This window comes from Embleya sp. NPDC020630, from assembly GCF_044334985.1.
Lineage (GTDB): Bacteria > Actinomycetota > Actinomycetes > Streptomycetales > Streptomycetaceae > Embleya.
The window spans coordinates 269,135-287,469 of sequence record NZ_JBIRUB010000005.1 but is presented as its reverse complement, the minus strand read 5'-3'; the positions used below and the strand labels follow the sequence as shown (position 1 = coordinate 287,469).

At 71.9% G+C, this 18,335-nt stretch carries 14 protein-coding genes and 1 tRNA gene; 7 read left to right on the top strand and 8 right to left on the bottom strand.

Features of this window, described 5'->3' with window-relative positions; translation table 11 throughout:
- Positions 1-18: 18 nt before the first annotated feature.
- On the top strand, positions 19-3,558 hold the full coding sequence (car, locus tag ACH4XV_RS20085; RefSeq protein ID WP_395791548.1) for a carboxylic acid reductase: 3,540 nt from the start codon (positions 19-21) through the stop codon (positions 3,556-3,558).
- Between the two features lie 18 nt (positions 3,559-3,576).
- Here the strand turns inward: car and ACH4XV_RS20080 are convergent, their stop codons facing one another.
- Both ACH4XV_RS20080 and ACH4XV_RS20075 read right to left on the bottom strand, forming a co-directional pair.
- Complete coding sequence (locus ACH4XV_RS20080; protein WP_395791546.1) at positions 3,577-4,221, bottom strand: zinc-binding dehydrogenase; 645 nt, start codon at positions 4,219-4,221, stop codon at positions 3,577-3,579.
- Positions 4,222-4,283: 62 nt separating this feature from the next.
- Complete coding sequence (locus tag ACH4XV_RS20075) at positions 4,284-5,783, bottom strand: MFS transporter (RefSeq protein WP_395791544.1); 1,500 nt, start codon at positions 5,781-5,783, stop codon at positions 4,284-4,286.
- Between the two features lie 433 nt (positions 5,784-6,216).
- Between ACH4XV_RS20075 and ACH4XV_RS20070 the strand changes: the two genes are divergently transcribed.
- A complete protein-coding gene (locus ACH4XV_RS20070) occupies positions 6,217-6,945 on the top strand; it encodes a TetR/AcrR family transcriptional regulator (RefSeq protein WP_395792000.1) in 729 nt (242 codons plus the stop codon).
- 172 nt (positions 6,946-7,117) lie between these two features.
- Here ACH4XV_RS20070 and ACH4XV_RS20065 read toward each other — a convergent pair.
- Positions 7,118-7,201, bottom strand: a tRNA-Leu gene (locus tag ACH4XV_RS20065).
- A 222-nt stretch (positions 7,202-7,423) separates the two neighbouring features.
- Between ACH4XV_RS20065 and ACH4XV_RS20060 the strand changes: the two genes are divergently transcribed.
- From ACH4XV_RS20060 to ACH4XV_RS20040, 5 genes are all read left to right on the top strand, one after another.
- Positions 7,424-7,591: a hypothetical protein gene (locus ACH4XV_RS20060; protein ID WP_395791542.1), complete on the top strand. Its 168-nt coding sequence runs from the start codon at positions 7,424-7,426 to the stop codon at positions 7,589-7,591.
- The gene (locus ACH4XV_RS20055) at positions 7,588-8,250 is read left to right on the top strand and encodes a hypothetical protein (RefSeq protein WP_395791540.1); all 663 of its coding nucleotides are present in this window, start codon (positions 7,588-7,590) and stop codon (positions 8,248-8,250) included. Before ACH4XV_RS20060 ends, ACH4XV_RS20055 begins: the two co-directional genes overlap by 4 nt.
- Positions 8,247-8,597, top strand: coding sequence for a hypothetical protein (locus ACH4XV_RS20050; RefSeq protein WP_395791538.1), 351 nt, complete (start codon positions 8,247-8,249; stop codon positions 8,595-8,597). Before ACH4XV_RS20055 ends, ACH4XV_RS20050 begins: the two co-directional genes overlap by 4 nt.
- A gap of 128 nt (positions 8,598-8,725) precedes the next feature.
- Positions 8,726-9,841 (top strand): FAD-dependent oxidoreductase, encoded by a 1,116-nt coding sequence (locus ACH4XV_RS20045; RefSeq protein ID WP_395791998.1) that lies wholly within the window; start codon positions 8,726-8,728, stop codon positions 9,839-9,841.
- 168 nt (positions 9,842-10,009) lie between these two features.
- Positions 10,010-11,125 (top strand): terpene cyclase, encoded by a 1,116-nt coding sequence (locus tag ACH4XV_RS20040; protein WP_395791536.1) that lies wholly within the window; start codon positions 10,010-10,012, stop codon positions 11,123-11,125.
- Positions 11,126-11,178: 53 nt separating this feature from the next.
- On the opposite strand, the gene ACH4XV_RS20035 is transcribed toward ACH4XV_RS20040, so the two are convergent.
- Genes ACH4XV_RS20035 through ACH4XV_RS20015 form a run of 5 tightly spaced genes read right to left on the bottom strand, consistent with a single transcriptional unit; the run spans position 11,179 to position 18,227 of the window.
- A complete protein-coding gene (locus ACH4XV_RS20035) occupies positions 11,179-12,081 on the bottom strand; it encodes a DUF4231 domain-containing protein (protein WP_395791534.1) in 903 nt (300 codons plus the stop codon).
- Positions 12,078-13,412 (bottom strand): TIR domain-containing protein, encoded by a 1,335-nt coding sequence (locus tag ACH4XV_RS20030; protein WP_395791532.1) that lies wholly within the window; start codon positions 13,410-13,412, stop codon positions 12,078-12,080. Before ACH4XV_RS20030 ends, ACH4XV_RS20035 begins: the two co-directional genes overlap by 4 nt.
- Entirely contained in the window at positions 13,409-16,291 is a 2,883-nt protein-coding gene (locus ACH4XV_RS20025; RefSeq protein ID WP_395791530.1) for a hypothetical protein, read from the bottom strand. The genes ACH4XV_RS20030 and ACH4XV_RS20025 overlap by 4 nt, the downstream gene beginning before the upstream one ends.
- Positions 16,288-17,289, bottom strand: a complete 1,002-nt coding sequence (locus ACH4XV_RS20020; RefSeq protein ID WP_395791528.1) for a hypothetical protein — start codon at positions 17,287-17,289, stop codon at positions 16,288-16,290. Before ACH4XV_RS20020 ends, ACH4XV_RS20025 begins: the two co-directional genes overlap by 4 nt.
- Entirely contained in the window at positions 17,286-18,227 is a 942-nt protein-coding gene (locus ACH4XV_RS20015) for an AAA family ATPase (RefSeq protein ID WP_395791526.1), read from the bottom strand. The genes ACH4XV_RS20020 and ACH4XV_RS20015 overlap by 4 nt, the downstream gene beginning before the upstream one ends.
- Between the last annotated feature and the right edge of the window lie 108 nt (positions 18,228-18,335).

Here is an 18,335-nt window from a genome sequence, read left to right as displayed (position 1 = left end):
TCACCCATCGGAGCACTCATGCCTGAGCATCAGACGGATCACGACCTCGCGGCCCGGGTCACCGCACTTCGGGCGCACGACCCCGAATTCGCCCGCGCGATCCCCTCGTCGAGCGTCGCCGACGCCATCGCCGGGTGCGACGGCAGCCTCGTCGGCACGATCGCCGCCGCGATGCACGGCTACGCGGACCGACCGGCGCTGGCCCGACGCGCCGAACGGCTCGTCCACGATCCCGACACCGGCCGCGCCGCCCTCGAACTGCTGCCGGAATTCCAGATGTTCAGTTATGCCGAGGTGTGGCGGCGGGTGGTGGCGCTGGCCGGTGCGTGGGCCGGGTGCGTCGAAGGCGGCCTGCGCATGGGCGACTTCGTCGCGGTGGTCGGGTTCACCGGCGTCGACCATGCCACGATCGACCTGGCCTGCATGTACCTGGGCGCGGTAGCGGTCCCGTTGCCGACCGGCTCCCCCGCCGCGCGGCTGGCGCCGATCGTCGCGGAGACGGCGCCCCGGATCCTCGCGGCAGATCTCGACGCGATCGACGTGGCGGTCGAGACCGTACTGCGATCCGCGTCCGTCGAGCGCCTGGTGGTCTTCGACCACGATGCCCGCGTGGACCCGCATCGGGAAGCGCTGCGCGCCGCCGCGGACAAGCTGGCCGGGCGCGCCGCGGTGGTCTCGCTCGCCGACGAACTGCGGCGCGGGGAAACGCTGCCCACGGTGCCGGCCCGGGACGACGGCGATCCGGATCGGCTGGTCGGCCTGATCTACACATCCGGCAGCACCGGCACGCCCAAGGGCGCGATCTACACCGCGTCGATGATCACCCGGATGTGGCAGAACGGGCGCGGCGGCATGACCAACGCCGGGGGGAGCCCCGACACCCCGCTGCCGACGATCGTCCTGCACTACATGCCGATGAGCCACGTCAACGGCCGGGCCTGGCTGATCTCCGGGCTGTCCTCGGGCGGCACCGGGTTCTTCGCAGCGCGCGGCGACATGTCCACCCTGTTCGACGACATCCGGCTGTCCCGGCCCACCGTGCTGAGTCTGGTGCCGAGGATCTGCGACATGGTGCATCAGCGCTACCTGCTCGAAGTCGACCGCGTCTCGCGCGCCGCGACCGACACAGGCGCCGACACCGACGCGTCCGGCGCCGAGACGATCGCGCGCGACCGGATCCGGGACGGCATGCTCGGCGGCCGGATCGTCAGTGCCCTGTGCGGCAGCGCGCCGCTGTCGACCGCGATGCACACGTTCATGGCCCGGGTGCTCGGCACCCGCATCGTGGACTGCTACGGCTCGACGGAGACCACCCGGGCGGTGGTCGTCGACGGGCGCGTACGGCGGCCACCGGTGCTCGACTACCGACTGGTGGACGTCCCGGAACTGGGCTACTTCGGCACGGACAAGCCCCACCCGCGCGGCGAACTGCGGCTCAAGTCGGTGGGGATGGTGCCCGGTTACTTTCGGCAACCCGAGGTCGACGCCCGGGCGTTCGACGCGGACGGCTACTACCGCACGGGCGACGTGTTCGCCGAACTCGCCCCGGATCGCCTGGTCTACGTCGACCGCACGAACAACGTGGTCAAGTTGTCCCAGGGCGAGTTCGTGGCGATCTCCCGGCTGGAGGCGCTGTACGCGACCAGTCCGCACATCGCGCAGATCCACATATACGGCAGCCCGGAACAGGCGTTCCTGCTCGCCGTGGTGGTCCCCGCGCGCAGCGACTCGGAGCCGGCGGACGACGACACGACCCGGGCGAGGATCCTCGACGGGATGCGCGAACTCGCCCGCGACGCGGGGTTGGCGGCGTACGAGATCCCGCACGACGTGATCCTCGAACCCGAGCCGTTCACGGTGGCCAACGGGCTGCTGTCGGGGATCGGCAAGCCGCTGCGTCCGGCCCTCGTCGCCCGCTACGGCGCCCGGCTCGAGCGGTTGTACGCGGACATCGCGGCGGGTCGGGCCGGTCGGTTCGCGGCGCTGCGGGCCGCCGGGCCGCACGCGGCGCCCCTGGACGCCGTCCTCGCCGCGGTACAGGTCACCCTCGGGCATCCCGCGTCGGCGTTGCGCCCGGACGTGGGATTCGCCGAGTTGGGCGGCGACTCGCTGTCCGCGCACACGTTCGCGACCGTGCTGGAGCAGATCTTCGACGTGGAGGTCCCGGTACAGGTCGTCCTCGGTCCCACCGCGACCCTGGCCCGCATCGCGGACCATCTCGGCGCGGCCCGGGAACCGCACCCGGTCCGGCCCACCTTCGCCTCGATCCACGGCCGCGACGCGGTCGAGGTGCGCGCGAGCGAGCTGATCCCGGAGCGGTTCATGGACGCGGGACTGCTCCGCCGCCCCGCGAGCCGGCCGGCCGCGGCGCCGGCCGGGAACGTCCTGCTCACCGGCGCGACCGGCTATCTGGGCGCGTTCCTGGCCGTCGAGTGGCTGCGGCGGATGGCCGACACCGGCGGCCGGCTGATCTGTCCGACCCGCGCGGACGACGACGCGGCGGCCCGGGAGCGCGTGGTGCGCTGCCTGCGTGCCGCGTCGGCGGATCGGCCGGGCTGGTTCGACGAGGTCGCCGCCCGGCACCTGGAGGTGCCGGCCGCCGACGTGTCCGCGCCGCGCCTCGGCCTGGACGCGTCGACCTGGCGGCGGCTGGCCGCCGAGACCGTTCGCATCGTGCACGCCGCGGCCCTGGTCAACCACGTGCTTCCGTACGGCCGGTTGTTCGGCCCGAACGTGGTCGGCACCGCCGAGTTGATCGAACTCGCGCTCACCGGCCCGGCGAAGCCGTTCACGTTCGTGTCCACCATCGCCGCCGCGCTGGAGCCCGACGGATCGGTGCTCGACGAGACGGTCGACGTACGCACCGCGGCACCGATCCGCCGGCTGGACGGCTCGGACGCGAACGGGTACGCCACCGGCAAGTGGGCCGGCGAGGTGCTGCTGCGCGCCGCCCATGATCGAACAGGGCTGCCCGTCACGGTATTTCGGCCGGACATGATCCTGGCCCACCGCCGGCTGCCGGGCGTGGTCAATCTGCCCGACCGCTTCACCCGGCTGATCCTCAGCGTGGTCGCGACCGGCATGGCGCCGCTCTCCTTCCATCACCTCGACGCGGACGGGCGCCGCCGTCGGGCGCACTACAGCGGACTGCCCGTCGATTTCACCGCGGCGGCGATCGCCACACTCGGCGCCGACGCCTCGGACGGCTACCGCACGTACCACGCGGTCAACGCCAACGACGACGGCGTCTCCCTGGACGAGATGGTGGACTGGCTGATCGCCGCCGGGCACCCCATCCGCCGGTTCGCCGACTACGAGCAGTGGCGCATGCGCTTCGAGGCGGCCCTGCGCGGGCTGCCCGAGGAGCAGCGCCGGGGTTCGCTGCTCCCGCTGCTTCCGGCCTACGCCCGACCGAGCGAACCGCGACCGGCCGGCGCCGTCCCCAACGCCCGCTTCACCGCCGCGCTGGCCGCCGCCGGCGGCGAGCCCGTCCCGTCGATCACGCCGGACTACCTCGCCAAGTGTGTCGCCGACCTGCGCGGCATCGGCCTCCTGTGAAATGGGCCGGCGACCGGTTCAGCCGCCGGGCAGGAGTACCACACGTTTGCCGTGCAACCGGCCCTGCTCCATCCGCCGGTGCACCTCGGCGGCGGCGCTCAGCGGTTGTCGTTCGAGCGTGCGGGCCCGGAGCCGGCAGTTCGCCAGGAGGCGGTTGATGGTGCCGGCCGCCTCGGCGAGTTCGCCGGACGTGGCATGCGAGATGACGAAGCCGGCGATCGAACAGTCCTTCATGTAGAGGCGGCGCACCGGCAACACCGGATCGGTGCCGGTCGCCGCCAGGAGCACGATCCGGCCGCGCGGGGCGAGCAGTTCGACCGCCTCGGTGAGATCGTTGCGGCCGGAGCAGTCCAGGTGGGCGTCGACCCCGTCGGGGCAGGCGGCGGCGATCAGGTCGACGAGTTTCGGGTCCCGGTAGTCGAAGGCCGCAGCGGCGCCGAGGGCCCGGCAGTGGTCGAGATCCGCGGCGGCGGCGGTGGCGATCACCCGGGCCCCGGCATCGACGGCCAGGGTCACCACGGCGCTGCCGACATTCCCGGCCGCGCCGAGTACCAGGACCGTGTCGCCGGCGGTGACCCGGCCGTGGGTGAACAGGGCCAGGTACGCGGTGGCGGCGGGATGTACCACCGCGACCGCCGCCGTCGGCGGCACGTAGCCGTCCACCACGGTGACCGATCACGGTCCATGACCAATCTCCTTCCCAGCCGCTGCTCTCTCGGTATTCCTCAGGAACCCACTTCGACGCTCGGGACCGCCGTCTCCGGCTGGGGGCTCGGCGCCGTCCGCCTGCCGCGGGAGATCGATCCCACGGCGAGCGCACCGACGGCGAGCACACCGAAGGCCACCCAGAGCGCCACCGAATATCCGTGCACGATCCCGGACTTCACCGCGGCCTTACCGTTTCCGTGGTCGTCCAGGTAGGACGAGGTGACACTGGTCTGAATCGAGTTGAACAGCGCCGTACCGAGCGCGGCGCCCACCTGCTGGACCGCGTTGTACGCCGCGGACGCGATTCCCGCCTCGTGCCAACCGACGTCGACCATGGCCAGGTTCGTGGCCACCGCGAGCAGGCAGCCGAGGCCGATCCCGGTGAGGATCTGCGCGGGAACCAGGTACGCCATGAACACGTGCGAGCTGTCCGCTTCGAGCTGGGTGAGGATCAACAACCCGGCCGCGGCGGAGAGCAGGCTGAAGACGATCAGAACTCGCGGGGCGACCCGATTGTGCAGGTTCGCGGCGATCAGCATGGAGCCGATGATCGTGCTGACCGCGTTCACGAGCAGCGACATGCCGGTCTTCACCGGCGAATACCCGAGAATCGTCTGCGAGTAGTAGCTCATGAACAGGTAGAAGCCGTAGATCGAAACGAACATCACCCACACCGACACGAAGGCCGCGCCGCGCACCTTGTGCAGGACGATGTGCAGGGGCATCAGCGCGTTCTTCGACTTCGTCTGCACGCCCACGAACAGGGCCAACAGCACGATGCCGCCGAACAGCAGGAGCAGGACCAGCGGGTCGTCCCAGCCGCGCGGCTCGGCCTGGGTGAACGCGTAGACCATCGCGACCAGACCGGTGGTGCTCAGCAGTACGCCGGGCACATCGATCGTGCGCAGGCTGCCGCTGGGTTCGTCGCGCAGGATCAGCGGGACGCCGGCCAGCGCGATCAGGCACATCGGGATGTTGATGTAGAGGCACCAGCGCCAGTCGGCGTATTCGGTGAGCAGACCGCCGGCCACCACGCCGAGGGCCGCGCCGCCCGCGCCGACCGCGGCGAACACGCCGAAGGCCTTGCCGCGTTCGACCGCGTCGGTGAACGTCAGGGTCAACAGCGAGAGCGCCGCCGGGGCGAGCAGTGCGGCGAACAGCCCCTGGGCGGCGCGTGCCCCGACCAGGGTGCCCACGTTCTCGGCGAGACCGCCGACGGTGGAGGCGACCGCGAAGCCGAGCAGGCCGATCGCGAACGACCTGCGGTGGCCGAGTACGCCGCACACGCGTCCGCCCACGAGCAGTAAGCCGCCGAAGGCCAGCGCGTACGCGGTGATCACCCAGTGTCGGTTGGCGTCCGACATGCCCAGGTCCTGCTGTGCCGACGGAAGCGCGATGTTCACGATCGTCGCGTCCAAAACGATCATCAACGTGGCCAGGCTGATTACCGGGAGGGTCCACCATCGCTTGTTCGACTGCGCTGGGGACTCGAAGGCTTCCTGCTGAATGTCCGTCACAACCAACTCGCACTTCGGTCTAGATACTCGAACATTGGTCCAGTAGTCGACGAGCGTACTACGGCCCGACGCGCGGTAACGCTCCGAATCCGCACGCCCGACGGCCCGCGCGGAGCCGCCCGGAGGCCCCAACTGCCTCTGAATCCAAGGGGGTTCGCGATCTACGTCGATTTTCGAATCGACCCGGCGGCGGCGCGGGTCACCCCTTCGCGGGGGAGCCGGTTCGTCCTCGTCGGTGGCGGGCCGTCACCATGGTGAGGCGGTGCGCGGTCGGACCCGACCGCCACCACACCCGGGCCCGCACCCGCTCGAATCGGGGCTTCGGCTTCCGTTTCCCGGGGCCTCGACCCCGGAATGTACGACAGCGCAGCGGAAGCGGGAACGACCCGCAGTGATACGTTGTGCGCACCTTTATCGAGGCGGCCACGTGAATATGGAGGTGAAGGTCATCGTAGATAAAGAGCAGAATTCGGGTAGTCACGCCGGCCGGAGCGTAGGCAATGTCTGGCTGCGCCCCTCGCGCGGAAACAAAAGCGGCGAGCCACCACTCACCCGGGCCCGCATCATTCAGGCGGCCGTCGCCCTGTTGGACGAAGAGGGAATGGAACGGCTGACGATGCGTCGGCTGGCCGAAAAGCTTCAGGTAGGCGCGACCACGCTCTACTGGCACGTGGCGACGAAGGACGACGTCATCGACCTGGCCGTGGACGCGATCTTCGGCGAGGCACCGGTCCCGACCGGCCACACCGCAAACCCCCGGGACGATATCGCGGCACTGATCAACGATTGGCGCCAGGCCATGTTGCGCCACCCGTGGGCGGCCACGGTGCCCTCGCGGCAGCGCCCGCTGATAGGCCCGAATTTCCTGACCTGGATGGAATTCCTGCAATCGGCACTGCTCCGTGCCGGGCTGGCGGAGAACCGACTGAACCCGGCGACCTGGGCACTCTATAACCATGTGATGGGCGCGACCGCCACCCAATCCAGCCTCCAGCTTTCACCGGAGGAGACCCGGATCGGCCAGGAATACCTGGAAAGCCAACGCGCCTGCTATCCGACCGTCGCCGCCCACAACTACATCGCCGACACCGACTGGGACCACAGTTTCGCCGTCGGCCTCGAATTCCTACTCGACGGAATGGCAACCCACGTCAACCCCTGACCGCAACCGGCCGGCCCGTCCCCCCGGCCAACCGCGCCGCACCCAGAGCCCCCACTCAAACGGCACCCCTCGCCCCGCCCCTGGGCATACGACACGTGCGGACCGAGACAAGTCTCGATCCGCACGTGTCGTGTACAAACTGTGGGCGATGAAGTTCGCCGATGTTTCTCGGTGTCCGAGGGGGGACTTGAACCCCCAAGCCCTTTCGGGCACTAGCACCTCAAGCTAGCGCGTCTGCCAATTCCGCCACCCGGACGAGTGGTGTGCGGGGGTTGCGCCCCGCGTGCATGGCAAGGATAGCAAGGTTCGGGAGAGCTTTGCGACACGGTTACCTGTTGGTTGGTTTGGCCGGTTCCGATGGGTGGTTTGTGTCGATCGGGTCGTGGGGTGTGGGTGGGCGCGTGGCGGGTGAACATTCCTGGGAAGCGTGCACAGCGGTGCCGCCGACGGGCGGTATCCATCCCGGGAGGGGGACCCCATGCAGCTCGGCAGGCCGGTGGCGACGGGTGAGGTCGTGGAGCGGACACGACGGGACGAGGGGGTGGTCGGCGCGGCGGCGACCGGGTCCGGGGACGGGCGGGAGCGCGGCGAGCGCGCCGTCTCGGCGCCGCCGGCCGAGGTGCCGTCGGCGGCCGGCGGGCGATGATCGGCCGGCGGCGGCTGCCCGAGGAGCGGCCGGGCGTCGCGCCCGTGGGGTACAAGGTCGCCGGGCTGCTGCTGTCGGTGGACGGTGATCGGGCCGCCTTCGCCGGAGTGTCGATCGGGCGGAGCCGGGCGTACGAGGTCGACGCCGAGGCGCACTGCGCGTACGGACGGCGGCACGCCCCGCCGGCGCCGCGCTGCGACTGCGGGTTCTACAGCCTCGCGGACCGGGCGGAGGCGCGCGCCCTGATGTGCGTCACCGAGTACCGGCACGCGGCGCTGCTGCGGGTGGACGTGCTCGGCCGCTACATCCGGTACGAGCGCGGCTTCCGGTCGGGCCGGCAGCGGGTCACCTCGGTGTGGGTGGGCGCGTGCCGGTGTGGCAATCCGGCCGAACTCCTCGTCGACGCCGGCACCGGCGTGGTGGGCCGGCGCGGCCTGGTCGGCAGCTGTACCGGGTGCGCGGTCGGGCGGGTCGGCCTGTCGTTCGGCTCGTACGCGCGCCTGGCCGGCGTGCCGGTGGCCGCCGACGCGAGCCCGTACGTGCCGCGCGGCGAGGGCGACCTCGTCCCGCAGCTGGTCGCCGAGGTCACCCTGCTCCAAGCCCGACTCGACCGCTGCCAGGAACAACTCGGCCGGCTGCTCGGGGCGGATCCCGAGTGATCGGGCCCGAGGAGGCACCCGGCCCCGGCCTGCGCGCGCTGCTCGTGGGCTGGGCGCTGTTCCTCGGCACGGTCGTCCTGGTCGTGGTCGACTGCACCGTCGTACTCGCCGGCTACTGGAACGCCACGAACGACTGCATGGAGCGTTGGGGTTGCCGGGAGCCGACCGTCGGTCCGGCCGACGGCTCGCTGGTGGCGTTCGGCACGAGTCTGCTCGCACTGTTTCTGGCCACCCTGTCGATGGCGCTGCCGGGATGGACGCCGCGCGCGGTACGGCGGTGGCTGGGCCTGGTGACCGTGGCCGGCCAGGTGATCGGGATCGTGGTGGTGGTCGACGCCACGGGCTGATCGGGAAGCAACCACCCGGCCCGTCTGTTCTCGCTCGTGTGACCGAGACGGTGAACGCGACGAGGACATCGGCCGAGGCGGCTGCCTGGCCCGGGGGCGGGGCTTCGGCCGGGACGGCACGCGCGGCGGTGGACGTCGTGGTGATCGGCGCCGGACAGGCCGGTCTCGCCGCGGCCTACCATCTGCGTCGGTCGGGGCTGTCGTTCGTGGTGCTCGACGCCGACGAGGGGCCGGGCGGGGCGTGGCGGCACCGCTGGCCGACCCTGCGGATGGAGGCCGTACACGGCATCCACGAGCTGCCGGGGATGGCGGTCCCGGACATCGACCCGACCCGGCCCGCGTTCGAGGCGCTGCCGGAGTATTTCGCGGCGTACGAGGCGGCTTTCGAGCTCGCGGTCGTCCGGCCGGTGGTGGTGCGCGCGGTGCGGTCGGGGGTGGGTGCCGAGGGGGCGTCCGGGGGCAAGGCCCGCGAAACCGACACCTCCGAGCCCCGCTCCCCCGCCGAGTTGCTGACGGTCGAGACCGATCGCGGCGTCTGGACGGCGCGGGCCCTGATCAACGCCACCGGGACCTGGCGGCATCCGTTCATCCCCTACTACCCGGGGGCCGGCGAGTTCCAGGGCCGGCAACTGCACATGGCCGACTATCGCGGCCCGGCCGAGTTCGCCGGGCAGCACGTGGTCGTGGTCGGCGGCGGCACGTCGGCGATCCACGCGCTCGCCGAGATCGCCGAGGTCGGCACCACCACGTGGGTGACCCGACGGCCGCCGGTGTTCCGCGAGGGCGACTTCGACGCCGAGGTCGGCCGGGCCGTGGTGGCCCGGGTGGAGGAGCGGGTCCGGGCAGGGCTGCCGCCGGAGAGCGTGGTGAGCGTCACCGGGCTGCCGCCGACCGCCGCCGTGCGGGCCGCGCGCGAGCACGGAGTGCTGACCCGACTGCCGATCTTCGACCGCGTCACCCCGCTCGGCGTGGCCTGGGCCGACGGCACCGAGATCCGCGCCGACGCGATCGTGTGGGCGACCGGATTCCGGGCGGTACTGCGGCACTTGGCGCCGCTGGACCTGCGCGAGCCGGGCGGTGGCATCCGGATGGAGGGCACCCACACCGCGCGCGACCCGCGCATCCACCTTGTGGGGTACGGTCCTTCGGCGAGCACGATCGGCGCCAACCGGGCCGGCCGGGCCGCCGTACACGACCTGAAGGCACTGCTCTCCACCGAGAGCAACGCTCACATCGCGGCCTGACCCGGAGCCGGTCCGCGAGCCCGGGGCACGTGCCGGCACAGGTGCCCGTACACGTATCACCGTACGTGTCGAAGCTCCCGTCGACGTCACCCTCCGCACACACAAAGGATCTTGCGCCGGCGACGACGATGCGGCATAACAATGATCACGCAACCGGTGGGAGACCAGGTGCCGCAGGATGTGCTGTTCTCGATACCGTTCGAGGCCCCGATCAGTCCGTACCTGGACCACGCCCGAAGCCGCCACCTCGACTGGGTCCGCGAACGCGGGCTGATCCGCACCGAGGACGGCATGCGCGAATACATCGCGTGGGATCTGCCGGAGGCGGTCGGCCGCACCTACCCGCACGCGTCCGCCGACGACCAGTTCCTGTTGATGAACTGGTTCGCGCTGGCCTTCCTGTTTGACGACGACTGCGACACCGGCCCGGGCACCGAGGCATATTCGCGCACCGACGCCAAGCCGAGCCCGGCCGGCGCCGCCGCCCTGCGCTCCCGCTCCCCCGAACGCCCGGACCGCGTCGCGGAGATCGCCCGCGAGTTGATCACCATCCCGTTCCGCGAACCCGGCGCCCCGCCCGACCTGGTCTCCCCGATCACGCTGGCCTGGTCCGAGGTGTGGGCGTCGATGTCCGAGGGCACCTCGGTGACCTGGCAGAACCGATTCGCGGCGAATTGGGCCAGATTCCTGGCCGCGCACGCGTCCGAGATGCGGATGAGCGCGTCCCGCGCGGTGCCCGACCTCGACTCCTACCGGGTGATGCGCCGCAACACCGCCGGGATCCCGCACTCGCTCGACGCGATCGAGCGCAGCCGCCGCTTCGAGGTGCCCCCGCAGATCCAGGCGCATCCGCTGATGCGCCGACTGCGCGAGGCGGCGACCGACACCATCGCGTACATCAACGACATCCAGTCGCCGGGCCGTCGGGGCCGTCGGGTCGCCTCGCACAACCTGGTCGCGGTGCTGCGCGATCGGCTCGACTGCTCGTACGACGTCGCGCTCCGCGAGGCGACCCGGATGACCTACGAACAACTCGACACGTTCATGACGCTCCAGGCGTACATGCCGCAGATCTGCGGCGAACTCGGCCTGGGCACCGCCGATCGCATCGCGGTGGAGATGAGCGTCGAGGGCATGCGCAACTGGATCCGCGGCTACTACGACTGGGGCCTGCACTCGGGCCCGTACACCGTGCCGGACGTCGTCCCGGACGAGCCGATGCACGGCCGCGCCGAGGAGTCGGCCGACCCGACGACCGCTCCGCTCCGTAGTCGAACGGCCTGACGCTCCGTCACCAGCCGTCACCGCCGGACCGGTTGGCCGCACCGCCGCCCGGGTCACTGCGCCGGTCCCGGATCCGCGCTCGCCGCCCGGGCCATCCAGCCCTGCGTCTCGATCGAGAAGACGTTCTCGCACCGCTCCACGAACCGGGCCTCCTCGGCCGGATCCAGCGGCATCCGGGCGACACGATCGTCACGCAACCGCCGCAACTGCTCGGCCGTGCGGGCGAACGAGATCAGGTTCTCCTGATACCGCATGCCGTACCCGTACAACATCACCGAGGCCGACACGGTGGTCACCACGGGCACCCACGCCCCCGCCCCGGCGCCGCCGCTCGTGCCCGCCACCACCGCGAGGGCCATGCCGGTGATCGCCAACACGAATTCGGCGAACTGGATCCGGACCAGCCCGCGCCGCATGCGGATCACCTGCGTGCCGTAGTAGCCGTCCGCCTGGTCGTCGATCCGCTCCCGCACATAGCCGTCCACGTCGTGCACGGGCGGCGGCGGGTGCGCCCCCGGCACCGACTGCGGGAGCAGCGCGAGCAGTTCGGCGGTCGCGTCCTCGAGGGCGGCGCGCCGCGCGGTCAGCGTCGTCCGGCGCTCGGCCTCGGTGCCCGCGTAGGGCCGACTCGCCGTCAGATACAGGTAGACCTCGCTTTTGAGCGCCTCGCTGACCGACCTCGTCCGGGTCCACGCCTCGATCCGCTCCGGTTGCAGGCGCAGCGACGTCACGAGCGGCACCAGCCCCACACACAGCGCGCCGACCAGCGACAACACCGTGCCGAGGTCACCCGACGCCTGGGTACCGGCCGTCACCAGGACCGCGCCCGCCACGCCCAGGATCAACCGGACCAGGCGCCAGCGCCGCACCGAGTCCTTGGCCGCCGAGGCCGCGAGCGACCACCGTCGTTGTGCGCGCCAGGTCTGTTCGAGCACCGGATCCGTACCACCGGTCACGCGGGCCTCCAGGGCGGGTTCGGTGCCTTCGCACGCCCGGCCAGCTGCATCGCGCGGCCGTGCGTACGCTTCAACTCCCCTTCGCCGGATCGGGTCAGCGGTGCCAGCTCGATCGCCTCGACCGCCACACCGGTGCCGGCCCGGTCGGTGACGAACAGCAGCAGCAGGCGAGGGAAGCACGCCCGCAACTCGCGCACCAGCGCCACGTCCGGCAGGTGCCGGATGACCACCACGATCGGCCCGGTCTCCAAGGCGTGCGCGTCGAGCACGTCGCGGAACCCGGCCTCGCCGGCCAACTCGGGGTCGTGGTAACCGTCGTAGCCCAGATACCCGGCCACCGCATCCCGGATGGCGGCGACCAGGTCCGCCGCCATCCGCGCCCCGGCGGGCACCGTGACCTCCAGATGCGGCCACGGACGCGGGCGACCGCTGGCGCGCAGCAGGTAGGCCCGCAAGGTACCGTCCCGGGTAGCCGCCAGCACCGCGACCCGCCCCTGCGCACAGGCCCCCAACTCGCCCAACTGCGCGGCGGCGAGCGCCGGAACCCGGGCGTACACGACACTCAGCTCGGCCACCGTGCACGCGGGATCCGGCCGCAGCACCGGCAACACCTCGCCCAACGCCCGGACCAGCGGGTCCGGGCGCGGCGGCGGCACCGGGACACGCTCGGTCAGCAGCGCCTCGCTCAGCCGCTCGCGCAGCACCTCGCGGTCCAGCGGGCCGCGCACCTCCAGCACCTCCGCCGCGGCCCGCAGTCGGTCCTCGTAGGCCCCGTCCAGGGCGGCGGTGACCGCGTATCGCGTGGGCGATAAACGGTCGAGGTGCCACAGCCGGATCTGGTCGAGGTCGCCGCGCAACTTGGCGGGCAGGCGGCCACCGGTGATCTCGTCGTCGGCCCAGTCGCACATGTCCACCTCGCCGAGGTGGATCGCCTTGAGCGCACTCGTGGGCAGGTCCGCGCGCCGTACATCCGGCAACTTCAGCGCGATGAAACGGTATCGGGGGTCGACCCGCCGCCGGCCGTCCGCGATGCCCGCCTCGTAGCCGACGTTGGCCGACTCCATCGCGTGTCGCGACAGCAGCAGCACGGTGGCCTGACTGCGGTGCAACTCCATGGCGATCTCCTGCTGCCAGACGTCGCCGCTGCGCAGGAAGTCCTTGTCGTACACGGCCTCGAAGCCCTCGGCCGCCAACTGTGCGACCAGCGCCTCGCGCGCGTCCAGGCAGCGGCAGCAGACCGCGTCGGGCTTGGCTCGGGTGCTGTGGCTGACGAAGATCCGGGGCCGTGGCGGCGACGCGCCGTGCGGATCGGGAAAGTGCCGGATGGTCACGGGCCGCTCGCGTACAGCTCGTCGGGGCCGAGCAGGCGGAACCAGCGGTATTCGTACGGGTCCAGGGCGAGCATCGTGGGTTTTCCCGTGCGGATGCCCAGAGTTCGCGGGGTCATCGCGTCCAGGAGGTCCACCAGGGTGCCCTGCGGCGTGCCGGGCGTGGTCAGCGCCACGGCACGGCGCGTGTCGCCGAGGTTGGCCGCGCAGAGCACGAACTCGTCCTCGTGTCGGCGCTGGAGCACGACGACGTCCTCGTGCAGGGAGAGCAATCGGGTGGCCGTGCCCCGGGCGAGGGCCGGCTCGTCGCGATGCGCGCGCAACATCGCGGCCAGCCGGGCATTCTCCGGGCCGGGCGGCAGCGTGGCGACAGCGCGAAGTCCGGGCCGGCCGAGCAGGATCGACGCGCACGCCCAGGTGAGCGGCGCGGCGTTGTCGGTCAGGTCGGACAGGGACACGCTCCGGCCCAACGGGCCTTCGTAGGGCGCGATGGAGCGCATGCGGACGTGCTCCTCCGAGGGATCCAGGACCAACGACGCCTGAGCGACCCGTAGCGCCCGACCGCCCTGCGGGGTTGGGCTCCTGGTCATCGCAGGCGGGTATCCGTCGTTCTCGTTCCACCCGGTGGGATCGTGCGGCAGGTCGTGGTCGAGCACGAGAATCCGTCCCGGGTACTCGTCCACCGGTGCGCGGAAGATGCCCAGCAGTTCGCTCGCTCTCGCCGTCGGCGGATCACCCCGCTCCACCAGACTCCACCAGTACCGCGACTGCACGATTCGGATACCGACGGCCCCGGCGGCCAGCAACGCGCGGCAATACCGCAGCACATTCGCCGCTTCGATCTCCCCCCTGACGCGGGCCACATGCTCGGTGGGCACGTCCACCAGCGCCCGCAGCCCCGCCGCGCCGGCCGCGCGCATCCACGCCCACGCCTCGGCGTCGGGCACGCCGTCTCCCGCGGCGATCGACTCGGCCCGGAACGGCAGACACACACAGCCGATCCCGTAGCCGCGGATTCGGGCGAAGTCGGCGCCTCCCGGGCCGAGGGGCATCGTCGCGATGAGGGTGTCCTCCGCCGGATCGCTCGCGGTCTCGTCCCTGTGCCGTGGGGTGACCAGGACGGACCGGCCGTCCCCGGTGCGGAGTTCGACCGGGCCGCCCCGGCCGACGATGGTGAACGTCGACCGACCCGCCGCCGATACGCTCACCGGCCGGAACGGGAGGGGCACCTCTCGGGGCGGATCTATCGGCAGGTCCCCGACCCAGTGCAACAACCGCCCGCCGGCGTCCACCGCCATCGAGGTGTTGGAGACGATCGCGAGCGAGGTGATGTCGGCGTTCAAGACTTCGCTCTCGACGATCTGGGTGGGCCCGGACATCGGCACGCGAACGAGACGAGGACCGGTCTGGGCCAGGACCAACGGCCGGCCGGTGGCTCCGCCGGCGATCGCGGTGATCGGTCGCGGGTCGAAGCGTGGACCGCGCCGAAGCGTCGCGCCCCTGGCGAAGCGGACGATCTCCGACTCACCGTTGGTGTACACGATCACCACCTCCTCGGGCCCATATCCGCCCCGGATCCGGGCTTCGCCGGCGGTGGCCCTGGACAAGGGGATCGCCGCGACGGGGCCCTCCTCTGCCAACGACATCGCCACAACCCCGAATTCGCCGATCCCGACCACCCACTGGCCGACGATCACCGCCTCTCGGATCCCACCGGGATTCACGCGACGCGCCGAGCCGAGCGCCCCCGGCCTTGCCACGATCGCCTCCGAGTCGTCGTCGAGCAGCACCAGTCCCCACGCGCCGTCCACGCTCAACAACTCGGCATCTTGACCGAGCCGTTCGCTCGACCACCCCTCGGTGCGGAAGGATGTCAGCAGTTCCGTACCACTCGCCGTCGGTCGCAACGCCGCCCGCAGGCCACGGTCCGCCAGCGCCGCCGTCACCCCGAACAGGGTGTCCGTACGCAACAGCCGTCCGGTCGAGCGCTCACCATCGGCTCCCCGCACGGCCAGGTCCGCGAACACCACGATCGGCACGTGCACCGACTCGCCCACCGCCAACTCCACCGGGTATCCGCCCGAAGCCGGCTCCCCCGGTGCGGCCAGCTCCACCCGTACCCGTTGCCCACCCGGTACTTCGAGCACCCGATCACCGGGCTCCGGCGGTCGACTCAGCGTGAGCCCGTCGTCGTCGAACCGCACCCCCAGCCGCACCCTTCGGCGCACCGTCGCACCGAAACCCGCCGGAGTGCTCGTACTCGTCGGCGTCTCGACATGCAATCGGGCCGCCGCCGAGTCGACCAACGTCCGAGCGAGTGCGCTGGTTTCGAGGACCCCCGGCAGCCTCGGCAGGAAGTGCACGAGCCAGCGGGCCAAGTCGTCACCCGTCGTGCCGTCCGGGATCAGTGCGAACCGAAAAGCCGTCAGGTCCGGCTCGACGTCCCGGGGTCCGGCGCCCATCGCCTCCGCCACCGCCAACCTGGTGTACCGCCGCACCAGTTCGGGGGCCTGCTCCTGCATGCGCTCCGTGAGCCGAAGCACGCGCGCCCATCGCTGCGGGTCGAGCGCCAGCCGGGTCCGCAACACGGCCGCGACGTCCGGTGCCAGGACCAGAGCGTTCCCATCGGCCGACTCGACGAGCGGGGAGAACCACAGGTCCGCCTCCAGGCTCGCCGTACTGTTCGGGACGAACTCGATCCGGGCACGTCGTACGAACGCCGGTGCGGCATGGGGCGCCAGACACAACACCTCGGCCAACAGCGGCAACGCCGGTTGGCGCTCGGCCACGGTGCGCAGCAACTCCTCGGCGCCCAAGGGCTCGTCCACGGCGTCCGCCCACCCGTCCCGCGCCGGATCGGGCCGGTCCCACCCCGCCGTCACCGCCGCACCTCCCCCCGCACCCGCCGGGTCTCCCGTCGGGCCGAGCGGATCGAGGTTCGCCGATCCAGCGGCACCAGCGACACCCGCTGCCGCAACGACCACGGATGTGCCCGCGCCGGGTACGGCGTCACACAGACCACCGGGCAACCGGCCCGGCGCACCGCGTCGATCCACTCCTCCCACTCGCCGGGGCCCGCCGACGCGTCCCCGCTGAACGGCAGCCGGCGCAACCCCAGGTCCGAGATCAGCACCACGGGCGTACCCGCCGCCGGCGGCCGGTAGGCCGCACGTTCGCGCCGCCCCACCCACCGCACGCCCCGCGCGGGTGTGCCCCAAAACCGCAGCACCTCGACCCGGTCCCGGCCGACCACACCACCGGCCAACTCACGCAACCAGCGCTGATCGCCCCGAAACGGCGTCATGGACTCGCCCGCGTCCAGCAGTAGTTGCACACCCAGGCGGGTGGTCGGCCGAGCCTGCCGGGGAAGTTCGCGCAGGAAGGATCGAGCGGCCACACGCCGCACGAGAGCCCGCTCGTCCACGGAACGACCGACCACATCCGTCGAGCCGACCGCGAACATCACACCCGGCGCCCAACGGCCCACCCACGGCGGATCCGGGGGGCCGGCGCGATCGTCCGTGCCCGCCTCCAGCAGACGATCCACCTCGCCGGGCAGCTCCTCCGCCGGCGCTTCCGACGACTCGGCCGGCTCTTCGGTCGCCTCGCTCGACGCGTGGGGGCCGCGCAACACCAACAGCGAGCAACCGGCGTCGGGCAACACCGGCATCGGGACGACCTCCCCCGGCGCAGGGGGCCCGGCCGGCTCGTCGGCCGGCAGCGCCTCGTCGAGGCCGGCCGGCGACTCCGGCGCGTCCGCGTCCCCGGCGATGCCGAGCATGCGGGCGATCTCGGCCGCCGTGTCCGCGTCGGTCACGTCGAGCGCGACGATCGCCCGGACCAGGTCGCCCAGATGGATCCGCCCCCGTGCGGTGCTCACCCGTGCAGCCTCGCACTCCCTCGGCCCTTGTCCAGGGCGACCTCCAGGACCAGGTCCCAGGTGCGGCTCCCGGGCTCGACGCCGAGTTCGTGGCAGGCGCGGAGGGTGTCCAGGAACTCGGCCGTGCTGGGCCCGGCGGCCCACTCGGACTCGGCGGCGACCTTCAGCAGGTGCTCCGCCACCCGATCCGCCGTCGACTCGTCGTAGCCGGCGCCGAGATGGCCGCGGGCCACCTTCAGCAGGTGCTCCTTGTCCGGGGCTTCCAGCGACAGCACGATGCAGCGGCGGACGAACGGCGCGGGCAACTCCCGTTCGTTGTTGCTGGTGATCACCACCAGCGGCTCGACACCCGGAAGGGCCGTCACCTCCTCGCCGTCCGGTCCGGGGAAGCTCAGCGTGTCGAGCGGTACGAGCAGGCTGTTGGGCAGGTCGGGATCGGCCTTGTCGATCTCGTCGATCAGCACCACGGACCCGGGCGCGGGCCCGGTTTTCCGGCCGGCCCCGGGCACCGCCGCCGGCTTCCCGTCCCGTGCCGGCGGGGTCCGGTACGGATCGAACGCCTTCCACAACACCCCGGACGCGCAGTAGGCGCCGATCGTGGGCGCGACCTCGCGGGTCTGGGCGTCGTTGAGCCGGCGCAGCGCGTCGAAGCGCCAGAGCAGGTCCTCGGGTTCGGTTCGCGCGGTGATCACCTCGGTGTGGCACAACCGGCCGAGGTGCCTGGCGACGATCGGCGCCAGCGTGGACTTTCCGGACCCGGGCGGCCCGAACACCAGGAGCGGTCGCCGGGTCGCGAGCGCGACATTCACGGCGAGCACGATCCGCTCGTCGTCGAACACGTATACCCCGCCGTCCGGCACGGCGCCGACGCCCGCGAACTCCGGTCCGGGCGCGGGAGGAAGCTCGCGGGAGGGGTCGAACGCCATGGCTGTGGGCACCTGTCCAGTGTGCCGTCCGGCCCCGCGCCCGGGTGGGGATTCCGGCACAAGCGGGCCCGTCCGGGCCCGATTCGATCCGGGATCGGTCACCGGTTCGCCCCCATCCGA